Source organism: Faecalicoccus acidiformans, from assembly GCF_014202635.1.
In the GTDB taxonomy this organism is placed as follows: Bacteria; Bacillota_I; Bacilli_A; order Erysipelotrichales; family Erysipelotrichaceae; genus Faecalicoccus; species Faecalicoccus acidiformans.
Genome location: NZ_JACHHD010000009.1, coordinates 1 through 18,791 on the forward strand (window position 1 = coordinate 1; position 18,791 = coordinate 18,791).

Genomic DNA, 18,791 nt, shown 5'->3' on the forward strand with positions numbered 1-18,791 from the left:
TGAATTGACGTTCCTTCTTGGTTTCGTTTCTTGTTCAGTTTTCAAAGATCTCTCACGCCGCTTCCCGCGCCGTGCTCAGTTATATTACCAAATCTTATCCCCCTTGTCAAAAAAAATGTGCATTTTTTTTCATAAAGATTAAAAAAGAGCCAATTTCCTTTATTTATCGAAGAAACTGGCTCGCTCGTATCGGATGAATCATCTCATCTCTACCCTTTTTTACCGATAGATAAATCCTTATTTTCTGGATGTGATTCACCATATCATAGAGTCGATCTCTATGTGATAACCTTCCTTTTGGTATTTCTATCCTATCATATTTCATCGGGTTGTCATTTTTGCTGTCCAAATCTGTTTCAAATCTGGAACGTTTTGTTCTCTTTCATCCTTTTTTCATGTAAAATCATAGATATGAGATATATTTATGAACAATGTCAGTCTATTTTAGATCCTGCTCTGCCCTGGATCTCCAACGTATCTAATATTCTGGCAATCCTTTATCATGAGATTTCTGATTTAAACTGGGTCGGAGTCTACTTTACAGATCCTCAAAAACAGCTCTGTTTTTTAGGTCCCTTTCAAGGAAAAGTTGCATGCACCAAGATCCCTTATGGGAAAGGCGTTGTGGGAACCTGCGCGCAGCAGAAAAAAACACTCGTAGTGAATGATGTACACGCCTTTCCTGGTCATATTGCCTGCGATAGCGCCTCCCGATCCGAAATCGTCATCCCATTATATAAAGATGAAAATATCATCGGCGTTTTAGATATTGACTCTCCTTTGCTTGCGCGCTTTCAAATCCCGGAAGAATCCGTCTTACAAAAAACGGCAGATCTGATCTCGGAATTATTATCCAGAGCCGACTGCCTTTGGTGATATTCTATTCTGTATCTTCATCTAAACTCAACCGAGTGATTTTGCGATCAAAGATTTTATCCGCTTTTACATGGATATACTTCATAGCCTCTTCCACTGAATCGTTGGAGGCTTTCGTAATCAAAAATGTGCGTACCTTATTCGTGCTTCCCTTTTTGACCTGTGCCCTTTGGATGGCGGTTTGACCAAGGTTGAGCGTCTTTGCGATTGCCGGAAGCAACACGCTGTATTTTGGATCTATGTCGAACATCAAAGAAACGCCTTGATTGCGGGCAAAAGAGCGCAAGACATGACTGAAAGAAAGAGGATAGTTCATTTTTTGATCGATCATCTTCTCATCCCAAAAACCCCAGAACGCAAAACTATAAACCGGATGTTCCGTACGTAATACACCCTCATATTTTAAAAACTGATTGGCCAGTTCGCCGTTTTGATCACACGATGTAAGCAATTTATGATACCCATTTTGATTTTCACGAATTCTTTTCCAGTCATCAACCGAACCCTTGATAGTCTGACACGCTGGATCTAAACAAGAAAAAGTGAAAGTCGGCATAAACAAAAGGCCTCCCGAACCAACCACATCCATGAGGACTTCAATGATTGTCTGCGCACCACCGACCACTTGATGACAGAAGGCGTCACTGCACTGAATACAAACGTGATCTCCTTTTTGAATCGAGAAATGTTCCAGCAGATCTCGAATGTCTGATCGAACTAAAAAAGATGGATTACTCATAGGACTATTTTAACATATTTGATAGAATTGAACCATGGAAAGGAGATATCCTCTATGATACATTTAGTCGCTAGTGATTTAGACGAGACTTTGCTTCGCTCTGACAAACACGTCGGACTTTATACGCAAGAAATGATCCGTAAAATCCAAGAGAAAGGAATCCATTTTGTTTGCGCAACCGGCAGGCCATTCTTTTCTATTCAAAATACCCTGAGAGAAATTGGTCAATTTCAAAAACCAGGGACTTATACCATCTCTTTAAACGGAGGTTGTGTTACCGAAAATAATACCGGCCAAGTCTTATATACAAAACCCATGAACTTTGATTTGGTAAATCAAATCTATACATTAGGAAAAACATACGATGTAGGTATTCAAGTCTACTTGGTAGATAAGACTTATGCCTATCGTTTAAATGAAGACGAAAGACATTTTCTCAAAGGCCGCATGGAAGTTTCTGAGATTGATGCCGAAGATTTATCGTTTCTAAAGAACCGGCCGATCATCAAGATCCTTTTTGAAAATACAGATCTTTCGATCTTGAAACAGATCGAGAAGCAGCTTCCTGAAACGATTTCTCAAAATTGTGATCTCTCGTATTCCAGCAATCGCTATTTTGAATTCAATCCCCGCGGTGTCCATAAAGGACTCGGCTTAGAATATCTTTGCGATCATCTGAAAATCGCAATCAAAGATACTTTGGCAATCGGTGACAATATCAATGACTTAGGTCTTTTAAAAACCGCCGGCCTATCCATCGGAGTCAAAAATGCCCATCCCGACATCTTATCCACGATCGATGACTTATGTCCTTATACCCACGATGAAGATGCCGTCGGACATATTCTTCAGCGCTATATTCTTTCAAAATAAAAACTTCCGATAATGATGGAAGTTTTTTTAATACATTCGAGTCGCCGCAACCGCTTTTTTCCATTGGGCGTAAAGTTTTTCCACACTTTCGTGATCTCGCGAAGGCAAAAACTGTTCTGTTTCACCATCCTTGAAATCGTTCATCGTAAAGAAATCAACCGCCAAGCCCGCCAGTCTGGCAGCCCCTAGTGCCGTCATCTCCAACATCTCATTTTTATAGACAGGAATCTCCAAGATATCACTTTGAAATTGATTCAAGAAACGATTGGAACTGGCTCCGCCATCCACCTTTAGATATTCTATTTTCTGATTGAGATCTTCTTCCATGATCTGGATCAAATCCTTACTTTGATAGGCCATACTTTCTAAAGCGGCTCTGGTCAAATGACGAATATCCGTCCCCCGGGTCAAGCCAAAGATGGCACCGCGGCACTGATCATCCCAATAAGGAGCTCCTAAGCCTGTAAAGGCTGGAACGATCATAACTCCATTGCAGGAATCAACATCGGTGGCTAATTGTTCACTGTCCTTTGCGGATTTAAAGAATTTCAAACCGTCCCGCAGCCATTGAATCAGAGAACCGGACACAAAGATACTGCCCTCTAATGCATATGCAATCTGGTCCTGGATCTTCCAGGCCACAGTGGACAATAATCCTTGTTTAGAAAGAATAGGCTGATTTCCCGTGTTCATCAATAAAAAGCCACCGGTTCCATACGTATTTTTTCCTTCCCCTTTTTGGAAACAAGACTGACCAAAAAGAGCACTTTGCTGATCCCCTACTAAACAAGCGATCGGACACGGTGTATTGAAGAAGTAGACAGGATCCACATAGCCGACAACCCCGGATGTATCCACGATCTTAGGAAGCATGTTCGAAGGAACACCAAACCATGCCAGCAATTCCGGATCCCAATCCAATGTATGGATATTCATCAATAAAGTTCGGGAACCATTCGTAACATCTGTCACATGAACCTTTCCATTCGTCATCCTCCAGACCAGCCACGTATCGACCGTTCCAAACAAAAGATCTTCAGGATCTTCAATCGAACACTCTTCCAATATCCATCGAATCTTTGTAGCACTGAAATAAGGGTCCAAAACGAGTCCTGTTTTTTCATGGATCTTTTCTTCTAAACCTTGTTTTTTAAAACGCTCTACGATATCTGCCGTCTGCCTGGATTGCCAGACAATAGCGCGATGAACCGGCATGCCTGTCTTCTTATTCCAAACGACGGTAGTCTCGCGCTGATTGGTAATACCAATCGAAGCCACTTCTTCTGGTTTTAGATCTCCGGGCGCAAACAGTTGGGATATACAGCTTAAAGTACTCAACCAAATCGACTGCGCATCTTGTTCAACCCACCCCGGCTGCGGGAATACGTTCTGAATTTCTTCCTGTACGATTCGAATCACATTCTGATTTTGATCAAAGCAGATTGCACGAGTGCTGGTCGTGCCCTGATCGATCGCGATAATATATTTTTTCATCTGATCTCACCTGTCCCCATTATAACACGAAAGCGCTTTCATCAAGAAAGAGAAAAAAAGTGCATTTCTGCACTTTATCCACGCAATATCGCGTCACATTCCTTTTGAATATGATCGATGATGGAAGTAAACAAGGTGTTGATCTCGTCTTCTTTCAATGTCTTCTTATCGCTTTGGAAACGAATCGACAAGGCAACGCTTTTCTTAGACGGGTCCATATGTTCCCCTTGATACACATCAAAGACTTCGATATCCCGAATGACCATCTCTTTATCTAAACGACCTTGTTTCTCGATTACTTTTACGACATTCTCAACCGGAAGCTGACGGTCGATCACAAAAGCCAAATCGCGCTGAACGCTTGGATATTTAGAAATCGGTACAAATTTCACTTTTGACTTTTTAACATCCATCAAAGCATCCAGTTCCAACTCACAAAGAATTGCCGATGAAACTTCGCAATCTGCTGCATAGCTTGGATGGATCTCTCCTAACAAACCGATCGTCTTATGATCAATTTGGATCTCGCAGGAACGATAAGGATGGAAATGATCTGTATCCAGCTTATTCTCTACAAATCCAATTCGTTTCGATTGAATACCGATCCGCTCAAACAATTCTTCTATCAAACCTTTTCCTGTATAGAAATCTGCCGGAATCGAATCTTGTGTCCAGCGTGTTTCATAGAGCTTTTGACTCAAGACAAAGGCCAAGTGTACTTTTTTTCCTTCTTTAGCCGCCACATCACTGATCTCATATAGATTCACATCGGCAATATGACGCGCTTGATTATACGCCAGACTTTCCAGAAGACTAGGCAAAATGCTAGTGCGGATATATCGACGCTCTTCACTCATTGGACTGGCAAGTTCTATGGCTTGTCCGCAACTTAAGATCGCATTGTCTTTCTTCTTGGTCGAAACCAAAGTATAAGTAATACAATCTTGGATACCATGCTGCGTAAAGGTCGTGCGAAGATCGCGGACCAATCTCTGCCTTGCGTTTAATTTTCCTTCCGTCATTTCCATGAAAGGCAATGTACTTGGCAAGCGATCATACCCGATCAGACGGATAACTTCTTCGCTGAGATCAGCCATGCCTTCCACATCGCTTCGATAGCTCGGGATTTGAACTGTAAACTCTGTATCCTTCGATTGCGGCTGCCAGTCTAAACGACGGAAAACATCCATGATTTCTTCAGATGTAAAATCCGTTCCCAGACGATCGTTGATCGAATCAAAAGAACAAGTCAGCGTCAAAGGCTCGTACGGCGTTTTACCAAACTGTACCGTTTCTTCGATTTCTTTGGCATCCGCATATTCTACTAAGAGTTGAACAGCCCGATCCAAGGCCTTTTGGGCTGCCAAAGGTTCAATTCCTTTTTGATAACGGACGCTGGACTCTGTCGCCAGATTTAAACGACGTGCCGTATTGCGAATCGATACGTGGTCAAAGATGGCACATTCAATGATCAGTCCCTGGGTCGAATCTAAGATCTTAGAGTCATCCCCTCCCATGATCCCGGCAATTCCGATCGGTTTTCCTTGATTGGTGATGACAATATCTTCCGGTAAAAGATCATAAGTTACACCATCCAGTGCGGTATATCCTTCTTCAAAACCATCCGCAACCGTGATCTCAAGATCTTTGATTGCCGCTTTATCATAGAAGTGCATCGGTTGTCCAGTTTCTAACATTACGATATTTGAAATATCGACGACGTTGTTGATGGAATGCATACCGGAAGCTCTTAAGAGCTCTTTCATCCATTCAGGACTTTCTTTGATTGTAATATTTCCAATAACTTTCCCTAAGAACATCGGACACTTTTGCGTTTTCGAAGAAACACGAAGATGCGTCGGTCCCCCTTGAGAAGCGGCATGATCATAATTTGGAAGTTGAACTTTCCGATCTAAGATGGCTCCCACTTCCTTGGCCATATTGAAGGCAGACAAACAATCGCTGCGATTAGGAGTCAAAGCTACATCCAAGATTTCATCATTCCATCCCAGATAGCCTAACGGATCCGTATTCCCAACCGGAGCCGATTCAGGCAATACTTCGATTCCCGCCTTCTGTTCCTCCGTTAACAAGTGAGGATCTACACCCAGTTCAAACAAAGCACAGATCATCCCATTGCTTTCTTGTCCGCGAATCGAACCTTTCTTGATTTCTAGTCCTGGAAGCTGGGCTCCCGGCTTGGCAACAATGACTTTTTGCCCGACGGCGACATTCGGTGCGCCACAAACAATCGATACGATCTCATCCCCGATATCGACTTTCGTGCAATGTAAATGATCACTGTCCGGATGCATCGTGCACTCTATGACTTGACCAATCACTAAATTAGTTCCTTGGGATTGTGATTCGACAGATTCCACTTCCAATCCGGCATCGGTGATGCGACTAGCAAGCTCATCAATGCTCAAATCGGATATATCCATATATTGCGATAACCATTTTCTGGAAATTCTCATGATCTTCCTCCTAATCAAACCGTTTGAACGGTTCCAAAAAGCGCATATCGTTCGTATAGAAATGACGAATATCGTCAATGCCGTATTTCAACATCGCAACACGCTCAATACCGACTCCAAACGCAAACCCTGAACACTTGTCCGGATCATAACCAGCCATCTTCAAAACATTCGGATGAACTTCTCCCGCTCCCAGGATCTCGATCCAACCAGTGCCTTTGCAAGTTGGGCATCCTTTTCCATTACAGATATGACACGAAACATCCACTTCCACACTTGGTTCTGTAAATGGGAAAAAGCTTGGACGGAAACGAATCTGACGATCTTGTCCAAACAGTTTGCGAGCCATGAACTCCAATGTTCCTTTCAGATCCGACAAAGTCACATGTTCACCGATGACCAGGCCTTCCATCTGCATGAACTGATGAGAATGCGTCGCATCATCATCATCGCGACGATATACTTTTCCCGGACAAACAACTTTGATTGGAAGATGTGGAGCGCTTTGTTCCAAAACCTCCATCTGAATTGCGGTCGTATGCGTACGAAGCAACCAGTTGGGATCAATATAAAGCGAATCCTGCATGTCCCGAGCCGGGTGATCCTTTGGAATATTTGCTCTCTCAAAACAATATTCATCACTGACGATATCGTCTCCTTCGATCACTTGATAGCCCAAACCAATAAAAAGATCTTCCAATTCCTGGCACACAAGATTCAAAGGATGCAGATTTGCTATGACAGGTTTTCTTCCTGGCAATGTGATATCGATTTTTTCTCTTTCAATTTTTTCTTGAAGCTCCTTTTTAGCCAAAGCTTCTCGTTTTTCTTCGATGGCCTTCGCAATCTGACTCTTCAGCTGATTGACTTTTTGGCCAAAAGCCGGCCTTTGATCTGGCGTCAGATCTTTCATCCCCTTCATCAGATTTTGAATCGGTCCTTTTTTCCCAAGATACTCGACCCGAACTGCATTGAGATCCTGATTGTTTTGACAATCCGCAATCTTGGTCAATGCTTCACTTTGGAGCTTTTCGATTTGTTCCATAATATTCTTCCCTTCTTTTGATAAAAATAAAAAAGACGAGTACAGGAGCCAGTTACGGCGGTACCATCCTGTTTCGTCTTTTACGCACTTAATTCATGATAACCGTATGAAACGGAAGAGGTTTTTGACTCTTGCTCGCAGGTGAATTCTTCCAATTTCTTCGTTCAGATCTTACAGCCAAGGATCCGATTCTCTTGCCGAAGCCGGTTTGGAGTACTACTCCTGTTCAACGCTTTAGATATAATGGATTATACAAAATCGTCTGATAAGTTTCAACTGAATTCGTCGTTTTGTGTTTGTCCTAAAGCATCGATCTTCGATTGAAAATGTTTCGCTTTGGCAACATACGAAATCTTATTGCCTAAATTGATCACTTTTTCAAAATACATATTCGCCAATGAATAATCTTGTTCTACAAAAGAGATCATACCGATATAGTAACAAGCATCCACCTGTTGAAAAGGAAAGCTTGCCTTTTGTAAAGCTTGCAGATAATACTTTTTGCATGTATTGAACTGTCCGTTCATCAAATCCACTTTATTTTGAATGGAGGCAACTTCTTCGTTCTGGACCATGATCCCCTGTGTGCCAAAATTCAAACGAACTTTATTGGCCTCTTCTTTACAGCGCTCTAACGCTTCTTCGTCTTTGAGCATGTAATAAATCGTAGCCATCAGGCTCCAATACTGCAAAGTGCTGGCTTGATCCCGCCGAGGATAGTCAATCAACACATCCATAGCCAGCTGCGGATCATCCATATAGATCAAAGCCTGCGCCATCAAGATCCGATCTTTGATCTTGACTCTTCCTTTATGATCCATTCCATAATAGATGCAAGCACTGGCACAAGCTTCCGGATCGCAGTTTTGATAAAGCAGCATCCGAATCGGCATCAAAGAGCTGGCATAGTATCGCATCAGATAACTGAAGGACATAAAGAAAAAGATAAACAAGATCGCCAGCAAAAGAAAGCTTTGCACGAAAAACATCACACATAAAGCAGCCGCGATGCCTAACCCATAGACAAAGGTGATCTTGCGAACATTCTTCTTACATTCTTGAGCCATCTGACGAACATTTTCTTGAAGCTGATGATGAATCTTATATACACGGACTATTTCATCATCATTGGAAATATTTCTCTGCTTCCGCTGGGATGCCAAAGAGCTGCGCAAAGTTAGCATGCCATAGATACAGGCTATCACGCTTGGCAACAACAATATGATTCCAACAAACAAAAGCAAGGTGGAGGCAAACATCAATAAAACAATAAAGATCAAAGGGCTGAACGTCGATACACTGGAGAAATACTGGGCCAATAAAACAATATTGATCAAACCCGCAAAAACGATCCCCAACGAGAGCGATTGAAGAAGCGGACTTTCTATATAAGCTTCCAAGCTCGGTATAGCCGCTGCCGGAACGCCGGCATCCGCCAAGATGTCGCGCATATAGACTTGCAGTTCACCGCCGTAGACAAGATTGGCAATCAAGCCAAAAAGCACCCCAACGAGAAATGAACCAATTAAAGAAAGTAAATGGGATTTACAGCGATATTTCCACATCTTCGCGCTTCCTTTCAATAATTCGAGCCGGCATGCCAACTGCCGTTGCGTAATCTGGCACATCTTGTAAAACGACCGCATTCGCGCCTACTCGAGAGTACATTCCTAAAGTGATATTCCCTAAGCATTTAGCCCCGGACCCAACATAAGCTCCTTTTTTCAAGGTCGGATGTCTTTTCTTATGTTCTTTCCCGGTTCCTCCCAAAGTCACGCCATGATATAAATGACAATCATCTTCAACGATGGCCGTCTCGCCAATCACGACCCCCATGCCATGATCGATCACAAGTCCGCGGCCAATCGTAGCCCCCGGATGAATCTCGATTCCTGTCCAGTTCCGGGCTACATTCGAGACCCAGCGAGCCAAAAAAGTTCGGTGATGATCCCAAAGCCAGCGGGCAATGCGATGCAGACCGATCGCCTTGATATGCGGATACAGCCAAAAAACTTCCCACTTTGAATGGGCTTCCGGATCCAATTCCATTGTTCTTCTTATATTATAAGCCGCATCTTTAAAAAAAGAACGTCCTTCGTATTCACTCATGAATGAATTTTATGTTATTTTAAGCTAAAAATCAAGCAATACACAAAGCACCGCCCGAAGACGATGCTTAGAATTCCTATATCTTTCTAAAAACTTGAATCACTACAATGAGTCCAAGAAGAATTCCTGAGAAAACAAACCAAACTCCATATCCATCGGCATTCCAGTCTACCCTTGTCGAAACCATCGGAATCTTGATATTTTGGATCTCAAGATAAAAATATCCTTCTTTCGTTTTGGCCTTTTTTCCATCAATATAAATTCCGTCTTTTTTCACTTCCAAGAAATATACATGGTCTAAAAGACGATATCCTTTAGGCGCTTTTACTTCTTTTAAGTACCAGGAACCTTGTTTCAGATCTTTCCAGGATACCGTTCCTTTAGAAATATCGGTCTGTCCCGTTTGATACAGAGTATTTGCTTGTTTATCTTTGAAAAGCGCAAATTCTAATTGTGCATTTTGAATAGGTTTACCTGTATCCGCATCGACTTTTTGGACCTGCAGATCATAAAGAGGCAAGATCTCAAAAGTCTGTTTGTCGTCATTCAAATCTTCATGGGCTGCCAAAAGGTGTCCATTTTCACAGTATAGCCTTTCGGTTACGACATAAGAGGCTGGCTCGATCTGTGAAGCATCGAAGCGAAACACCATATCCACAAAACCATTTTTAGTTTCTGGCACAAAATCCAAAACTTGGATCAGTTCTTTTCCTTCGTTTTGGATCGGTTTTTTTGTCTTAGGATCTAAGATCCTTCCCTCCAGTCGATAGGTTTTGCCAGGAACCAGCCCGAGATACTCTACGCGATCTGTGACCTCTATTTCTTCTTCTGGATACCATTCTTTCTCTTTGTTCACCGTTGTCTGGATCTGTACGCGCTTATTGGTGATCGACTTTTCTAAAACATATTCATCTCTGTCTCGAGATCCTTGCACAAACTCAAAATCAATCGGATCTTCCAAGAGCTGATAACCTTCGATCGTCTCAATTTCTTTTAACTGATACGATCCCAGAACCAAATCATCGATAACCAAAGAACCCGCTTCTAAAGAATAGATCCCATCCGGATGTTCTGAAGTTTCAATCCAACTTCCCTTCGGATAAAGCAGCGTCCCATCTGCCGGATCAAATATATCTTCTTTGGCTGACAATCGAAAACGCACCTCTCCTTTGCATAGATCTTCCGACAATCTTTCTTCAAACTCCTTATGAAGAATGATCTTCGCCTTAGGTCTTTCATTTTCGATGGTCACTTCAACTGTCGCATGCCCCTGATCGTCGACTTGCGAGACATAGCTCGATCCCAAAACGATCTTGACAGGTTCTTTTAAAAGCTGATAGCCTTGCGGAGATTCAACTTCCTGAATCTGATACGTTCCGGCTTTCAACTTTAAAGGTGTCGTCAGAACTCCTTTTTCATCTTGAGCGACAAAGACCCCTTCTTTTTCTTTCGGGTGATTGGATGCGGTCTGGAATGTATCGTAGGTTTTGGATCCCACTCTCATCGTGACCGGCTTTCCTTCTTCGTCCAAGATCTGAAAGGATGCACCCGATGTTGATATCGGCTTTTTCGTTTGAGCATCGATTTTGATCAGACGCAGATAATATTCAAACGGTCGATTATTGATCGTATATTCTAAAGGCTCATCGGTTTCCTGGTCGATCTCAAAAGTAAAGGGTTCTTTGAGCCAATGTGTTTCCGGATCTCCGCCAGTCTGTTGAGCCATATAAGTTCCATAAGCCAACGCCTTGCTTAAAGCATACCCTTGATCATCCGTTGTCAAAATGTCCCATTCGCTGTCCGAAAATCGATCTCGATGTTCAATTGCCTTTGTGATTGAGCCATATTGGTCAACATAACGTTTGAGCACAATGGTAAATTCCGCTCCTTTTTCCGGCTTCACGATCTGCGAGATATCTTTGTCCGTAATGATCTTCTTGATTTGGATGCGGCCTGTGATCACCTCATCGCTCAGTTCTAAGATGACATCTTTCTGATTTGAAAAATCAATCTGTACCTGATTTGTATCTAACTGGTATCCTTCCGGCGCTTGTATTTCCTGAATTGTATACGTGCGGTCCGTAGGCAGATCACTGATGCGGTTGCTGAAGAGATCCTCTTGAATCAGAAACGTACCTGCAACTTTCTTTGTTTTGTTGTCGATCAACTGATATTGTGCACCAGCTAAAGTCGCATCCCCTTGAGAAATGTCTTGTGTTTGTGCATCTCTTTTTAAAACTTGTACACTTCCCGTTTCGACCATTGCGGATACATGCAGCTGATTAGGTATTCCTCCTGTGATATAAGCCACCGCCTGGTGGTTATACTTGCTTCGATAAGCGATGCTGACGCCTTGTTGAGGATAGAAGCAATTCATCGTCAACTGTCCGCTTTTTCCTTGACTTTTTTCCATCCATATCGTCAATTGATTGCCCTGCTGTTCATAAGAAAGCGTCCCGGAATCCAGCGTATAGTGAGAGAACACGCCATTTGTGTCTGTCAGAGTTTGGGCAAATTCTTTTCCATAGCCCGATAGAATCACTTTTTGTTGATCAAAAGAAACATCGGTCATCATAATTTTCAGACGATTATTGATCTGATCGATCTTTGCCTGAATATCCGGATGAATTTTCACAACCAATCCCGGCATGATTTCTTGCCAAATGCGAATTTGTGTCGCGAAATCTAATTCGTGAGAATAATCCCCCTGAAAACCATAACCTAAAGCCGAGATGTACTCTAACTTTTGAGTCAATGTACTATCCCCAAAATAGTCCCCCAAATCGCTGGCAGTATAGCCCCCATTTCCATCGCTGATCAACGACAAAGGTTCAATACAGTAGACTTTCTTGCCGGAAATTGAGATCTGTGCATACGTATCAAAGTTATAGCCAGATACATTCGATTGCGAAAGCCCCACAGCCCATTTACTGTTAGGATCCGTGATAAAGCCTTCCGGATAGTCTACTTGAACACTTAACTCCTGTGCAAATACGGGAACACTCTGCACCAGGATCATCATCACCCCTAAAAAGATCCCCAAAATTTTATGAACGGATTTTCGTATCATTCTCTCCTCCTTTTTCCTTAGACGACTACCTAGTAATAGATACGATAAAAATCCAATAGAAAATAAAAAATCCCGATCATTTCTGATCAGGATCTTTGTCGGCTGGTAATTCTTGTTTCTCTTCCTGGGCGCTGTTTTCACTCGGAGTGTTTTCTTCTATTTCTTTTGGTTCCTTAGCAGCTTTTATCTCTTCTTGATTCTCTGCGCTGTTTTTTTCTTCTTCCTGATTGGCTGCAATCTCAAATTCATTGCGAATTCCCTGCAGAAGCCCGACGATCGTACCCAAAGCATAGAAGATCAAAGCCATGCAGAAGGGAGTAAAAGCACTGGAGATCAAGCTGGTAAAAATTTCTGTAACCGGTGCTTGTGAACTATACGCTGCGTAATAGGTTGTAATGGAATCATAACTGTAAAAAAGCGTATAACCCATATAAACCAAAGCTACAACAGAAAAAACATAAAGGACTTGTGATAATCGCTTGTTTTTCATGAACTTCCTCACTTTCAAAATAGCCGCCTGATGGCGGCCAATCTATAACAATATGGTGAGGCCGATGAGACTTGAACTCACACGGGCTATGCCCACTACCCCCTCAAAGTAGCGTGTCTGCCGATTCCACCACGGCCTCATGTGTTCCCTATTATAGCGAACTTTTTATCGTTTGACAAATAAAGATACACATTCTAGGCCAGCAGTCTGACAAAACATATCAACCGGCTGGACTTTTTGACAATCATATCCCACCTCCTGGAATCGCTTGGCATCACGGACCAAAGTATTCGGATTGCACGAGATATAAATGATCTTATCCGGATCAAAATCCTGAATATGGTCTGTCGCTTCTTCGCAAAGACCTTTCCGAGGCGGATCCACAAAGAGTACATCGGTCTTTTGAGCATGTTTCTTGGCATAGCTTCCCGCATCTTCACAAACAAATTCAACATTGTGCAAGTGATTGCGCAAAGCATTTCTTTTCGCATCCTGACAAGCTTCTTCTACGATCTCGACCCCGATTACACTTTGTACATGCTGACTGACCAGACAGCTGATCGTTCCGGTTCCTGAATAAAGATCCACAACATGCATGAAGTCTTGCAGCTTGGCCAGATCCATAGCCGTTTGATATAAGATCTCCATCATAACAGGATTGACTTGGTAAAACGATTTAAAATGAACATCCATTTGCAGCCCCATGCATTCTTGCACCAAATAATCCGTTCCATACAGGACTTCATAGGATTCTCCCAAGATCACATTGTCTTTGCGCACATTTTCATTAAATACAACAGATACGATCTGAGGATCTGCCTTACAAAGATCTTGTGTCAAAGTCTGAAATCGGTTTTCAGTCCCGATCCACGCGATTTGGATCTCATTTTTTTGATTGGAACGAATTAAAACATGACGCAGACTGGCCGCCTCTTGGGGACGGAGCTTCTGACGGATCGCTTGATATACATGATTGATCGCATCGGATTGAATCTTGCACTCAGGGCAATCGATCACATCGTGAGAATGAGGCCGGTAAAATCCCATCTGAACCTTGCCGTTTCTGACTTGCACCGGAAACTGGGCTTTGTTTCGATAGGCATAAGGATCCTGGACAGAAAGCGGGAACTCTACCTGTATCGGAAGATGTGCACGATCAAACAAAGTTTGTACCGCATTCTGTTTCACTTTCAAAGAAGCAAGATAGTCCAAATGTAAAAAAGCACAGCCCCCACATTTGCCAAAAGCCGGACAAGCCGGTTCAAGACGATCACAAGAAGAAGTATAGCGCTCCTCTATTTTTCCAAATGCATACCTTGATAACACCTTCACGATTCGAATCTTTGCTTTTTCCTTAGGAAGCAAACCAAAAACAAAAACCGCCATAGAATCCAAATGAACGACCCCATAGCCTTGGCTGGTGATATCTTCACAGATAACGGTATAGATTTCATTTTTTTGCATAGCCGTATTGTATCTTTTTTTTTAATAGTTGACAATATCAACAAATGCCCTATAATTATATAGCGAACTATATTTTTATATAGCACGCTATGAGATAGGAGGTGCGCATGGACAAAAGAAAATATGGCTACGGTTTTTACTTTAAATGCATTCAGTCTGCTATCGAAAAAAATATGAATGAGACGTTGAAAGTCTTTGATTTAACGGCTTCACAAGAAAAAGTTCTCCGTTTTTTACGGTGGACAAAACTGGAAAGAGTCTCTCAAAAAGACATCGAGGAATTTTATCACATTTCCAATCCGACAGTGACCGGGATCTTAAATCGTTTAGAACAAAAAGGATATATTCGACGGATCCAAAGTCAGAAGGACAAACGTGTCCACTATATCGAAGCAACCCAGAAGGCGACAGAATTCCAAAAAGTCGTCAACAAAAATGTTCGGGAATTTGAATCTAAGATCTCCGGAAATTTAACCCCCGAAGAACAAGAGACATTGTTTGTCTTATTAGAAAAAGTAGCCAAAAATTTAATAATGGATAAGGAGGAAGAAAAACATGGTTAAAACATTGATGGGACAAATCAAAGAATACAAGATCAACACGATCAAGTCCCCCCTTTATGTCATTATCGAAGTTATAATGGAAGTCCTGATTCCCTATCTGATGTCCGTTCTGGTCGATCGAGGCATCGAAGAAGGAAACATGGATATTGTTTGGAAAATCGGCGGAATCATGATCGTCTGTGCTTTTATCGGACTTTGGGCCGGGGCACAGAGCGGAAAACATTCTGCTATTGCCAGCAGCGGATTTGCCAAAAATCTCAGAAAAGCTGAATATGAAAACATTCAAAAATTTGCCTTCAGTAATATTGATCAATATTCAACAGGCGGTTTGATTACGCGTATGATGACCGATGTAACCAACGTGCAGATGGCCTTTCAGATGATCATCCGCATCTGTGTACGTGCTCCATTTATGTTAGTGGCAGCACTGGGCATGTGTTTCTTTATCAATTTCCGGTTATCCTTGGTTTTTGTGGGCGTTATCATCTTCCTTGGAATTGCCTTATTTGCGGTCAGCTTTATCGTTCATCCCGTATTTGAAAAGATGTTTCGCAAATACGATGCACTAAATGCTTCCGTACAAGAGAATATCAGCGGGATCCGCGTTGTGAAAGCATATGTTCGCGGTAAATTTGAAACCAATAAATTCCACAAAGAAAGTGAAGACATCTATAACATTCAAATGAAAGCTGAAAAGATTTTGATCTTGAATATGCCGTTGATGCAGATGAGTATGTATGGAGCCATTTTAATGATTTCCTGGTTTGGTGCTCATATGATCGTCGGCTCTTCTTTGACGACCGGTGAACTGATGTCTTTATTCACCTACACCGCTAATATTCTGATGTCTTTGATGATGTTCAGTATGGTCTTTATCATGGTTGTCATGTCAATTGCCAGCGGTGAACGTATTGCGCAAGTCATCAATCAGAAAAGTGATTTGGTCTCTCCTGAAAATGGAATCAAAGAGATCAAAAACGGTCAGATCGATTTTGAAGATGTATATTTTGAGTACACAAACATTCAGGATGAAGCAAACTATGTCTTAGACAATATCGATTTGCATATCCCTAGCGGTTCTACTTTAGGAATTTTGGGTGCTACCGGTTCCGCTAAATCCAGCCTGGTACAGCTGATTCCAAGATTGTATGATGTCACAGGCGGAAGCGTTAAAGTGGCCGGCATCGATGTGCGCGACTACGATCTGGAAAGCCTGCGCAACAGTGTCGCCATGGTTCTTCAGAAAAATGTCTTGTTTTCTGGAACCATTAAAGAAAACATGCGTTGGGGAAACCCAAATGCCACAGATGAGGAAATCGAAGAAGTTTGTAAATTGGCACAAGCGGATGAGTTCATCCAGAAAATGCCAGATAAATACGATACCTACATCGAACAGGGGGGAACCAATGTTTCCGGTGGGCAGCGTCAAAGACTTTGTATCGCACGTGCCTTGTTGAAAAAGCCGAAAATCCTGATCTTGGATGATTCCACAAGCGCAGTAGATACAAAGACAGATGCCTTGATTCGTCAAGCCTTTATGGAAAAGATTCCCGATACAACTCGTATCATCATCTCTCAGCGCGTAAGCTCGATCCAAGATTCAGATCAGATCTTAGTCTTAGATGAAGGAAGGATCTCAGGTCTGGGAACACACGAAGAATTATTGGAATCAAATAAACTTTACCGTGAAACTTTCATGGAACAGCAGAAAGGAGGAAGCCTCAGTGAATAATCAAAAACCGACAAACGGTCTTGGACGAATCCTCAAGACAACGATCAAAAATTATAAACTGGCTTGCTTCTTCATCCTGATCTTTATTTTGATCAGCTGCTTTGCCAACGTCTACGGAAGTACATTCCTCAAAGATTTGATCGATGTGTACATCGTCCCGATGCTGGCCCAGGAAGAAGCTGATTTCGGACCATTGATCCAGGCCCTTTTAACTTTAGCTTCAATCTATATCTTAGGAATTCTTTGTACGTATCTCTATAACCGAATTTTGTTGAATGTGGCCCTAGGTACATTACGAGATACTCGTGATCGTTTGTTTGAACATATGGAGACTTTGCCTATCGGCTATTTTGACACACATTCTCATGGCGATATCATGTCGATCTATACAAACGATACCGATACTTTACGTCAGCTTTTGACGATGGCCGCTCCGCAGTTGATCGTCAGTGTGGTTACGATGATCTCTGTCCTGATTTCCATGCTTTTGCTTGATATTCCTTTGACTTTGGTCGCCATCATTATCGCAATCATCATGGTCATTTCTTCTAAATTCATCACGACCCGATCTGCTCGTTACTTCCGGGCTCAACAAGAAGACTTGGGTAAAGTCAATGGCTTTATTGAAGAAATGGTAGAAGGAAGCAAGGTCATTAAAGTCTTCTGTCATGAAGAACAAAGTGTTAAAGATTTTGACAAGGTCAATGAACAGTTATTTCATGCCAGTGCCAATGCAAACATGTTTGCGAATATCTTAATGCCGATCATTGGAAACTTAGGTTACTTAAGTTATGTCATCACTGCCCTTGTAGGTTCGATGATGGCTGTTCATGGTATTGGAGGTTTAACACTGGGAACCATTGCGGCTTTCTTGCAGCTGAACCGTTCTTTCAACACCCCAATCGGTCAGATCTCGCAACAAGTCAATTCCGTTGTGATGGCCGGAGCCGGTGCTTCACGTATCTACGCCTTATTGGATTCACCAAGTGAAGTCGATGACGGAAAAGTCACCTTGACTTGTGTAGAAGTCAACGAGGATGGAAGCTACACAGAAACCGATAAAAATACGGGACACTGGTGTTGGAAACACCCTAGACAAGATGGAACTGTCGATTATGTTCCATGGAAAGGGGATGTCCGATTCCATAATGTTGTCTTTGGCTACAATGAAAAGAAAACGATTCTGCATGATATCAACTTATTTGCCAAACCAGGAGAAAAGATTGCTTTTGTAGGGGCTACCGGAGCGGGTAAAACGACGATCACAAATCTGATCAACCGCTTCTATGATATTCAACAAGGATCCATTACATACGATGGCATCGATGTCAAACTGATCAAAAAGGATGACCTGCGTCACTCTCTGGGAATCGTTTTACAAGATACCAACTTGTTTACAGGAACAATCATGGATAACATCCGTTACGGAAAACTGGATGCGACCGACGATGAATGTATCAAAGCGGCTAAATTAGCGAATGCACACGAATTCATCAAACATCTGGATCACGGCTATCAAACCATGATCACCGGTTCAGGGACTTCTCTTTCCCAAGGTCAGAAACAATTGTTGTCCATCGCACGAGCTGCCGTTGCCAATCCGCCTGTGCTCATCTTAGATGAAGCTACTTCTTCTATCGATACGCACACAGAACGTATCGTCCAGGATGGTATGGATAAACTGATGCAGGGACGAACTGTGTTTGTCATCGCGCATCGTCTGAGCACGATCCAAAACAGCGATGCGATCATGGTCTTGGAAAATGGTCGAATCATTGAGCGAGGCAATCACGATGAACTCATCAAACAAAAAGGAACCTATTATCAGCTTTACACAGGTGCCTTCGAATTAGAATAAA

At 42.3% G+C, this 18,791-nt stretch carries 14 protein-coding genes and 1 tRNA gene; 5 read left to right on the forward strand and 10 right to left on the reverse strand.

Features of this window, described 5'->3' with window-relative positions; genetic code table 11:
• Nucleotides 1-411: 411 nt before the first annotated feature.
• Nucleotides 412-876, forward strand: a complete 465-nt coding sequence (locus HNQ43_RS05160) for a GAF domain-containing protein (RefSeq protein WP_221248000.1) — start codon at nucleotides 412-414, stop codon at nucleotides 874-876.
• Nucleotides 877-880: 4 nt separating this feature from the next.
• Here the strand turns inward: HNQ43_RS05160 and HNQ43_RS05165 are convergent, their stop codons facing one another.
• Nucleotides 881-1,615: an AAC(3) family N-acetyltransferase gene (locus HNQ43_RS05165; RefSeq protein WP_183375454.1), complete on the reverse strand. Its 735-nt coding sequence runs from the start codon at nucleotides 1,613-1,615 to the stop codon at nucleotides 881-883.
• A gap of 54 nt (nucleotides 1,616-1,669) precedes the next feature.
• Between HNQ43_RS05165 and HNQ43_RS05170 the strand changes: the two genes are divergently transcribed.
• The gene (locus HNQ43_RS05170; protein ID WP_183375456.1) at nucleotides 1,670-2,488 is read left to right on the forward strand and encodes an HAD family hydrolase; all 819 of its coding nucleotides are present in this window, start codon (nucleotides 1,670-1,672) and stop codon (nucleotides 2,486-2,488) included.
• A gap of 27 nt (nucleotides 2,489-2,515) precedes the next feature.
• On the opposite strand, the gene glpK is transcribed toward HNQ43_RS05170, so the two are convergent.
• The 9 genes from glpK to rlmD all read right to left on the reverse strand — a co-directional run bounded on the left by glpK (nucleotide 2,516) and on the right by rlmD (nucleotide 14,637).
• Nucleotides 2,516-3,982, reverse strand: a complete 1,467-nt coding sequence (glpK, locus tag HNQ43_RS05175; RefSeq protein ID WP_183375458.1) for a glycerol kinase GlpK — start codon at nucleotides 3,980-3,982, stop codon at nucleotides 2,516-2,518.
• Between the two features lie 74 nt (nucleotides 3,983-4,056).
• Nucleotides 4,057-6,459 carry a phenylalanine--tRNA ligase subunit beta gene (gene pheT / locus HNQ43_RS05180; RefSeq protein ID WP_183375460.1) on the reverse strand — a complete coding sequence of 801 codons (2,403 nt, stop codon included), beginning with the start codon at nucleotides 6,457-6,459 and terminating at the stop codon, nucleotides 4,057-4,059.
• Nucleotides 6,460-6,469: 10 nt separating this feature from the next.
• A complete protein-coding gene (pheS, locus tag HNQ43_RS05185) occupies nucleotides 6,470-7,504 on the reverse strand; it encodes a phenylalanine--tRNA ligase subunit alpha (RefSeq protein WP_183375462.1) in 1,035 nt (344 codons plus the stop codon).
• Nucleotides 7,505-7,776: 272 nt separating this feature from the next.
• Nucleotides 7,777-9,069, reverse strand: coding sequence for a hypothetical protein (locus tag HNQ43_RS05190; protein WP_183375464.1), 1,293 nt, complete (start codon nucleotides 9,067-9,069; stop codon nucleotides 7,777-7,779).
• Complete coding sequence (gene epsC, locus HNQ43_RS05195; RefSeq protein ID WP_183375466.1) at nucleotides 9,050-9,613, reverse strand: serine O-acetyltransferase EpsC; 564 nt, start codon at nucleotides 9,611-9,613, stop codon at nucleotides 9,050-9,052. The genes HNQ43_RS05190 and epsC overlap by 20 nt, the downstream gene beginning before the upstream one ends.
• A gap of 76 nt (nucleotides 9,614-9,689) precedes the next feature.
• Complete coding sequence (locus HNQ43_RS05200) at nucleotides 9,690-12,683, reverse strand: SpaA isopeptide-forming pilin-related protein (protein ID WP_183375468.1); 2,994 nt, start codon at nucleotides 12,681-12,683, stop codon at nucleotides 9,690-9,692.
• 76 nt (nucleotides 12,684-12,759) lie between these two features.
• On the reverse strand, nucleotides 12,760-13,173 hold the full coding sequence (locus tag HNQ43_RS05205; protein ID WP_183375470.1) for a hypothetical protein: 414 nt from the start codon (nucleotides 13,171-13,173) through the stop codon (nucleotides 12,760-12,762).
• A 53-nt stretch (nucleotides 13,174-13,226) separates the two neighbouring features.
• A tRNA-Leu gene (locus HNQ43_RS05210) sits at nucleotides 13,227-13,312 on the reverse strand.
• A 26-nt stretch (nucleotides 13,313-13,338) separates the two neighbouring features.
• Nucleotides 13,339-14,637 (reverse strand): 23S rRNA (uracil(1939)-C(5))-methyltransferase RlmD, encoded by a 1,299-nt coding sequence (gene rlmD / locus HNQ43_RS05215; protein ID WP_183375472.1) that lies wholly within the window; start codon nucleotides 14,635-14,637, stop codon nucleotides 13,339-13,341.
• Nucleotides 14,638-14,744: 107 nt separating this feature from the next.
• Between rlmD and HNQ43_RS05220 the strand changes: the two genes are divergently transcribed.
• Genes HNQ43_RS05220 through HNQ43_RS05230 form a run of 3 tightly spaced genes read left to right on the forward strand, consistent with a single transcriptional unit; the run spans nucleotide 14,745 to nucleotide 18,790 of the window.
• A complete protein-coding gene (locus HNQ43_RS05220; protein WP_183375474.1) occupies nucleotides 14,745-15,200 on the forward strand; it encodes a MarR family winged helix-turn-helix transcriptional regulator in 456 nt (151 codons plus the stop codon).
• Nucleotides 15,193-16,932 (forward strand): ABC transporter ATP-binding protein, encoded by a 1,740-nt coding sequence (locus tag HNQ43_RS05225; protein WP_183375476.1) that lies wholly within the window; start codon nucleotides 15,193-15,195, stop codon nucleotides 16,930-16,932. Before HNQ43_RS05220 ends, HNQ43_RS05225 begins: the two co-directional genes overlap by 8 nt.
• Nucleotides 16,925-18,790: an ABC transporter ATP-binding protein gene (locus HNQ43_RS05230; RefSeq protein ID WP_342353959.1), complete on the forward strand. Its 1,866-nt coding sequence runs from the start codon at nucleotides 16,925-16,927 to the stop codon at nucleotides 18,788-18,790. Before HNQ43_RS05225 ends, HNQ43_RS05230 begins: the two co-directional genes overlap by 8 nt.
• Nucleotide 18,791: the final 1 nt, after the last annotated feature.

Coding starts and splice junctions, on each gene's coding strand:
- HNQ43_RS05165 (WP_183375454.1), bottom strand. CDS start 1,615: ATGAGTAATCCATCTTTTTTAGTTCGATCAGACATTCGAGATCTGCTG.
- HNQ43_RS05205 (WP_183375470.1), bottom strand. CDS start 13,173: ATGAAAAACAAGCGATTATCACAAGTCCTTTATGTTTTTTCTGTTGTA.
- HNQ43_RS05160 (WP_221248000.1), top strand. CDS start 412: ATGAGATATATTTATGAACAATGTCAGTCTATTTTAGATCCTGCTCTG.
- HNQ43_RS05225 (WP_183375476.1), top strand. CDS start 15,193: ATGGTTAAAACATTGATGGGACAAATCAAAGAATACAAGATCAACACG.
- HNQ43_RS05170 (WP_183375456.1), top strand. CDS start 1,670: ATGATACATTTAGTCGCTAGTGATTTAGACGAGACTTTGCTTCGCTCT.
- epsC (WP_183375466.1), bottom strand. CDS start 9,613: ATGAGTGAATACGAAGGACGTTCTTTTTTTAAAGATGCGGCTTATAAT.
- pheT (WP_183375460.1), bottom strand. CDS start 6,459: ATGAGAATTTCCAGAAAATGGTTATCGCAATATATGGATATATCCGAT.
- rlmD (WP_183375472.1), bottom strand. CDS start 14,637: ATGCAAAAAAATGAAATCTATACCGTTATCTGTGAAGATATCACCAGC.
- HNQ43_RS05220 (WP_183375474.1), top strand. CDS start 14,745: ATGGACAAAAGAAAATATGGCTACGGTTTTTACTTTAAATGCATTCAG.
- HNQ43_RS05200 (WP_183375468.1), bottom strand. CDS start 12,683: ATGATACGAAAATCCGTTCATAAAATTTTGGGGATCTTTTTAGGGGTG.
- HNQ43_RS05190 (WP_183375464.1), bottom strand. CDS start 9,069: ATGTGGAAATATCGCTGTAAATCCCATTTACTTTCTTTAATTGGTTCA.
- pheS (WP_183375462.1), bottom strand. CDS start 7,504: ATGGAACAAATCGAAAAGCTCCAAAGTGAAGCATTGACCAAGATTGCG.
- glpK (WP_183375458.1), bottom strand. CDS start 3,982: ATGAAAAAATATATTATCGCGATCGATCAGGGCACGACCAGCACTCGT.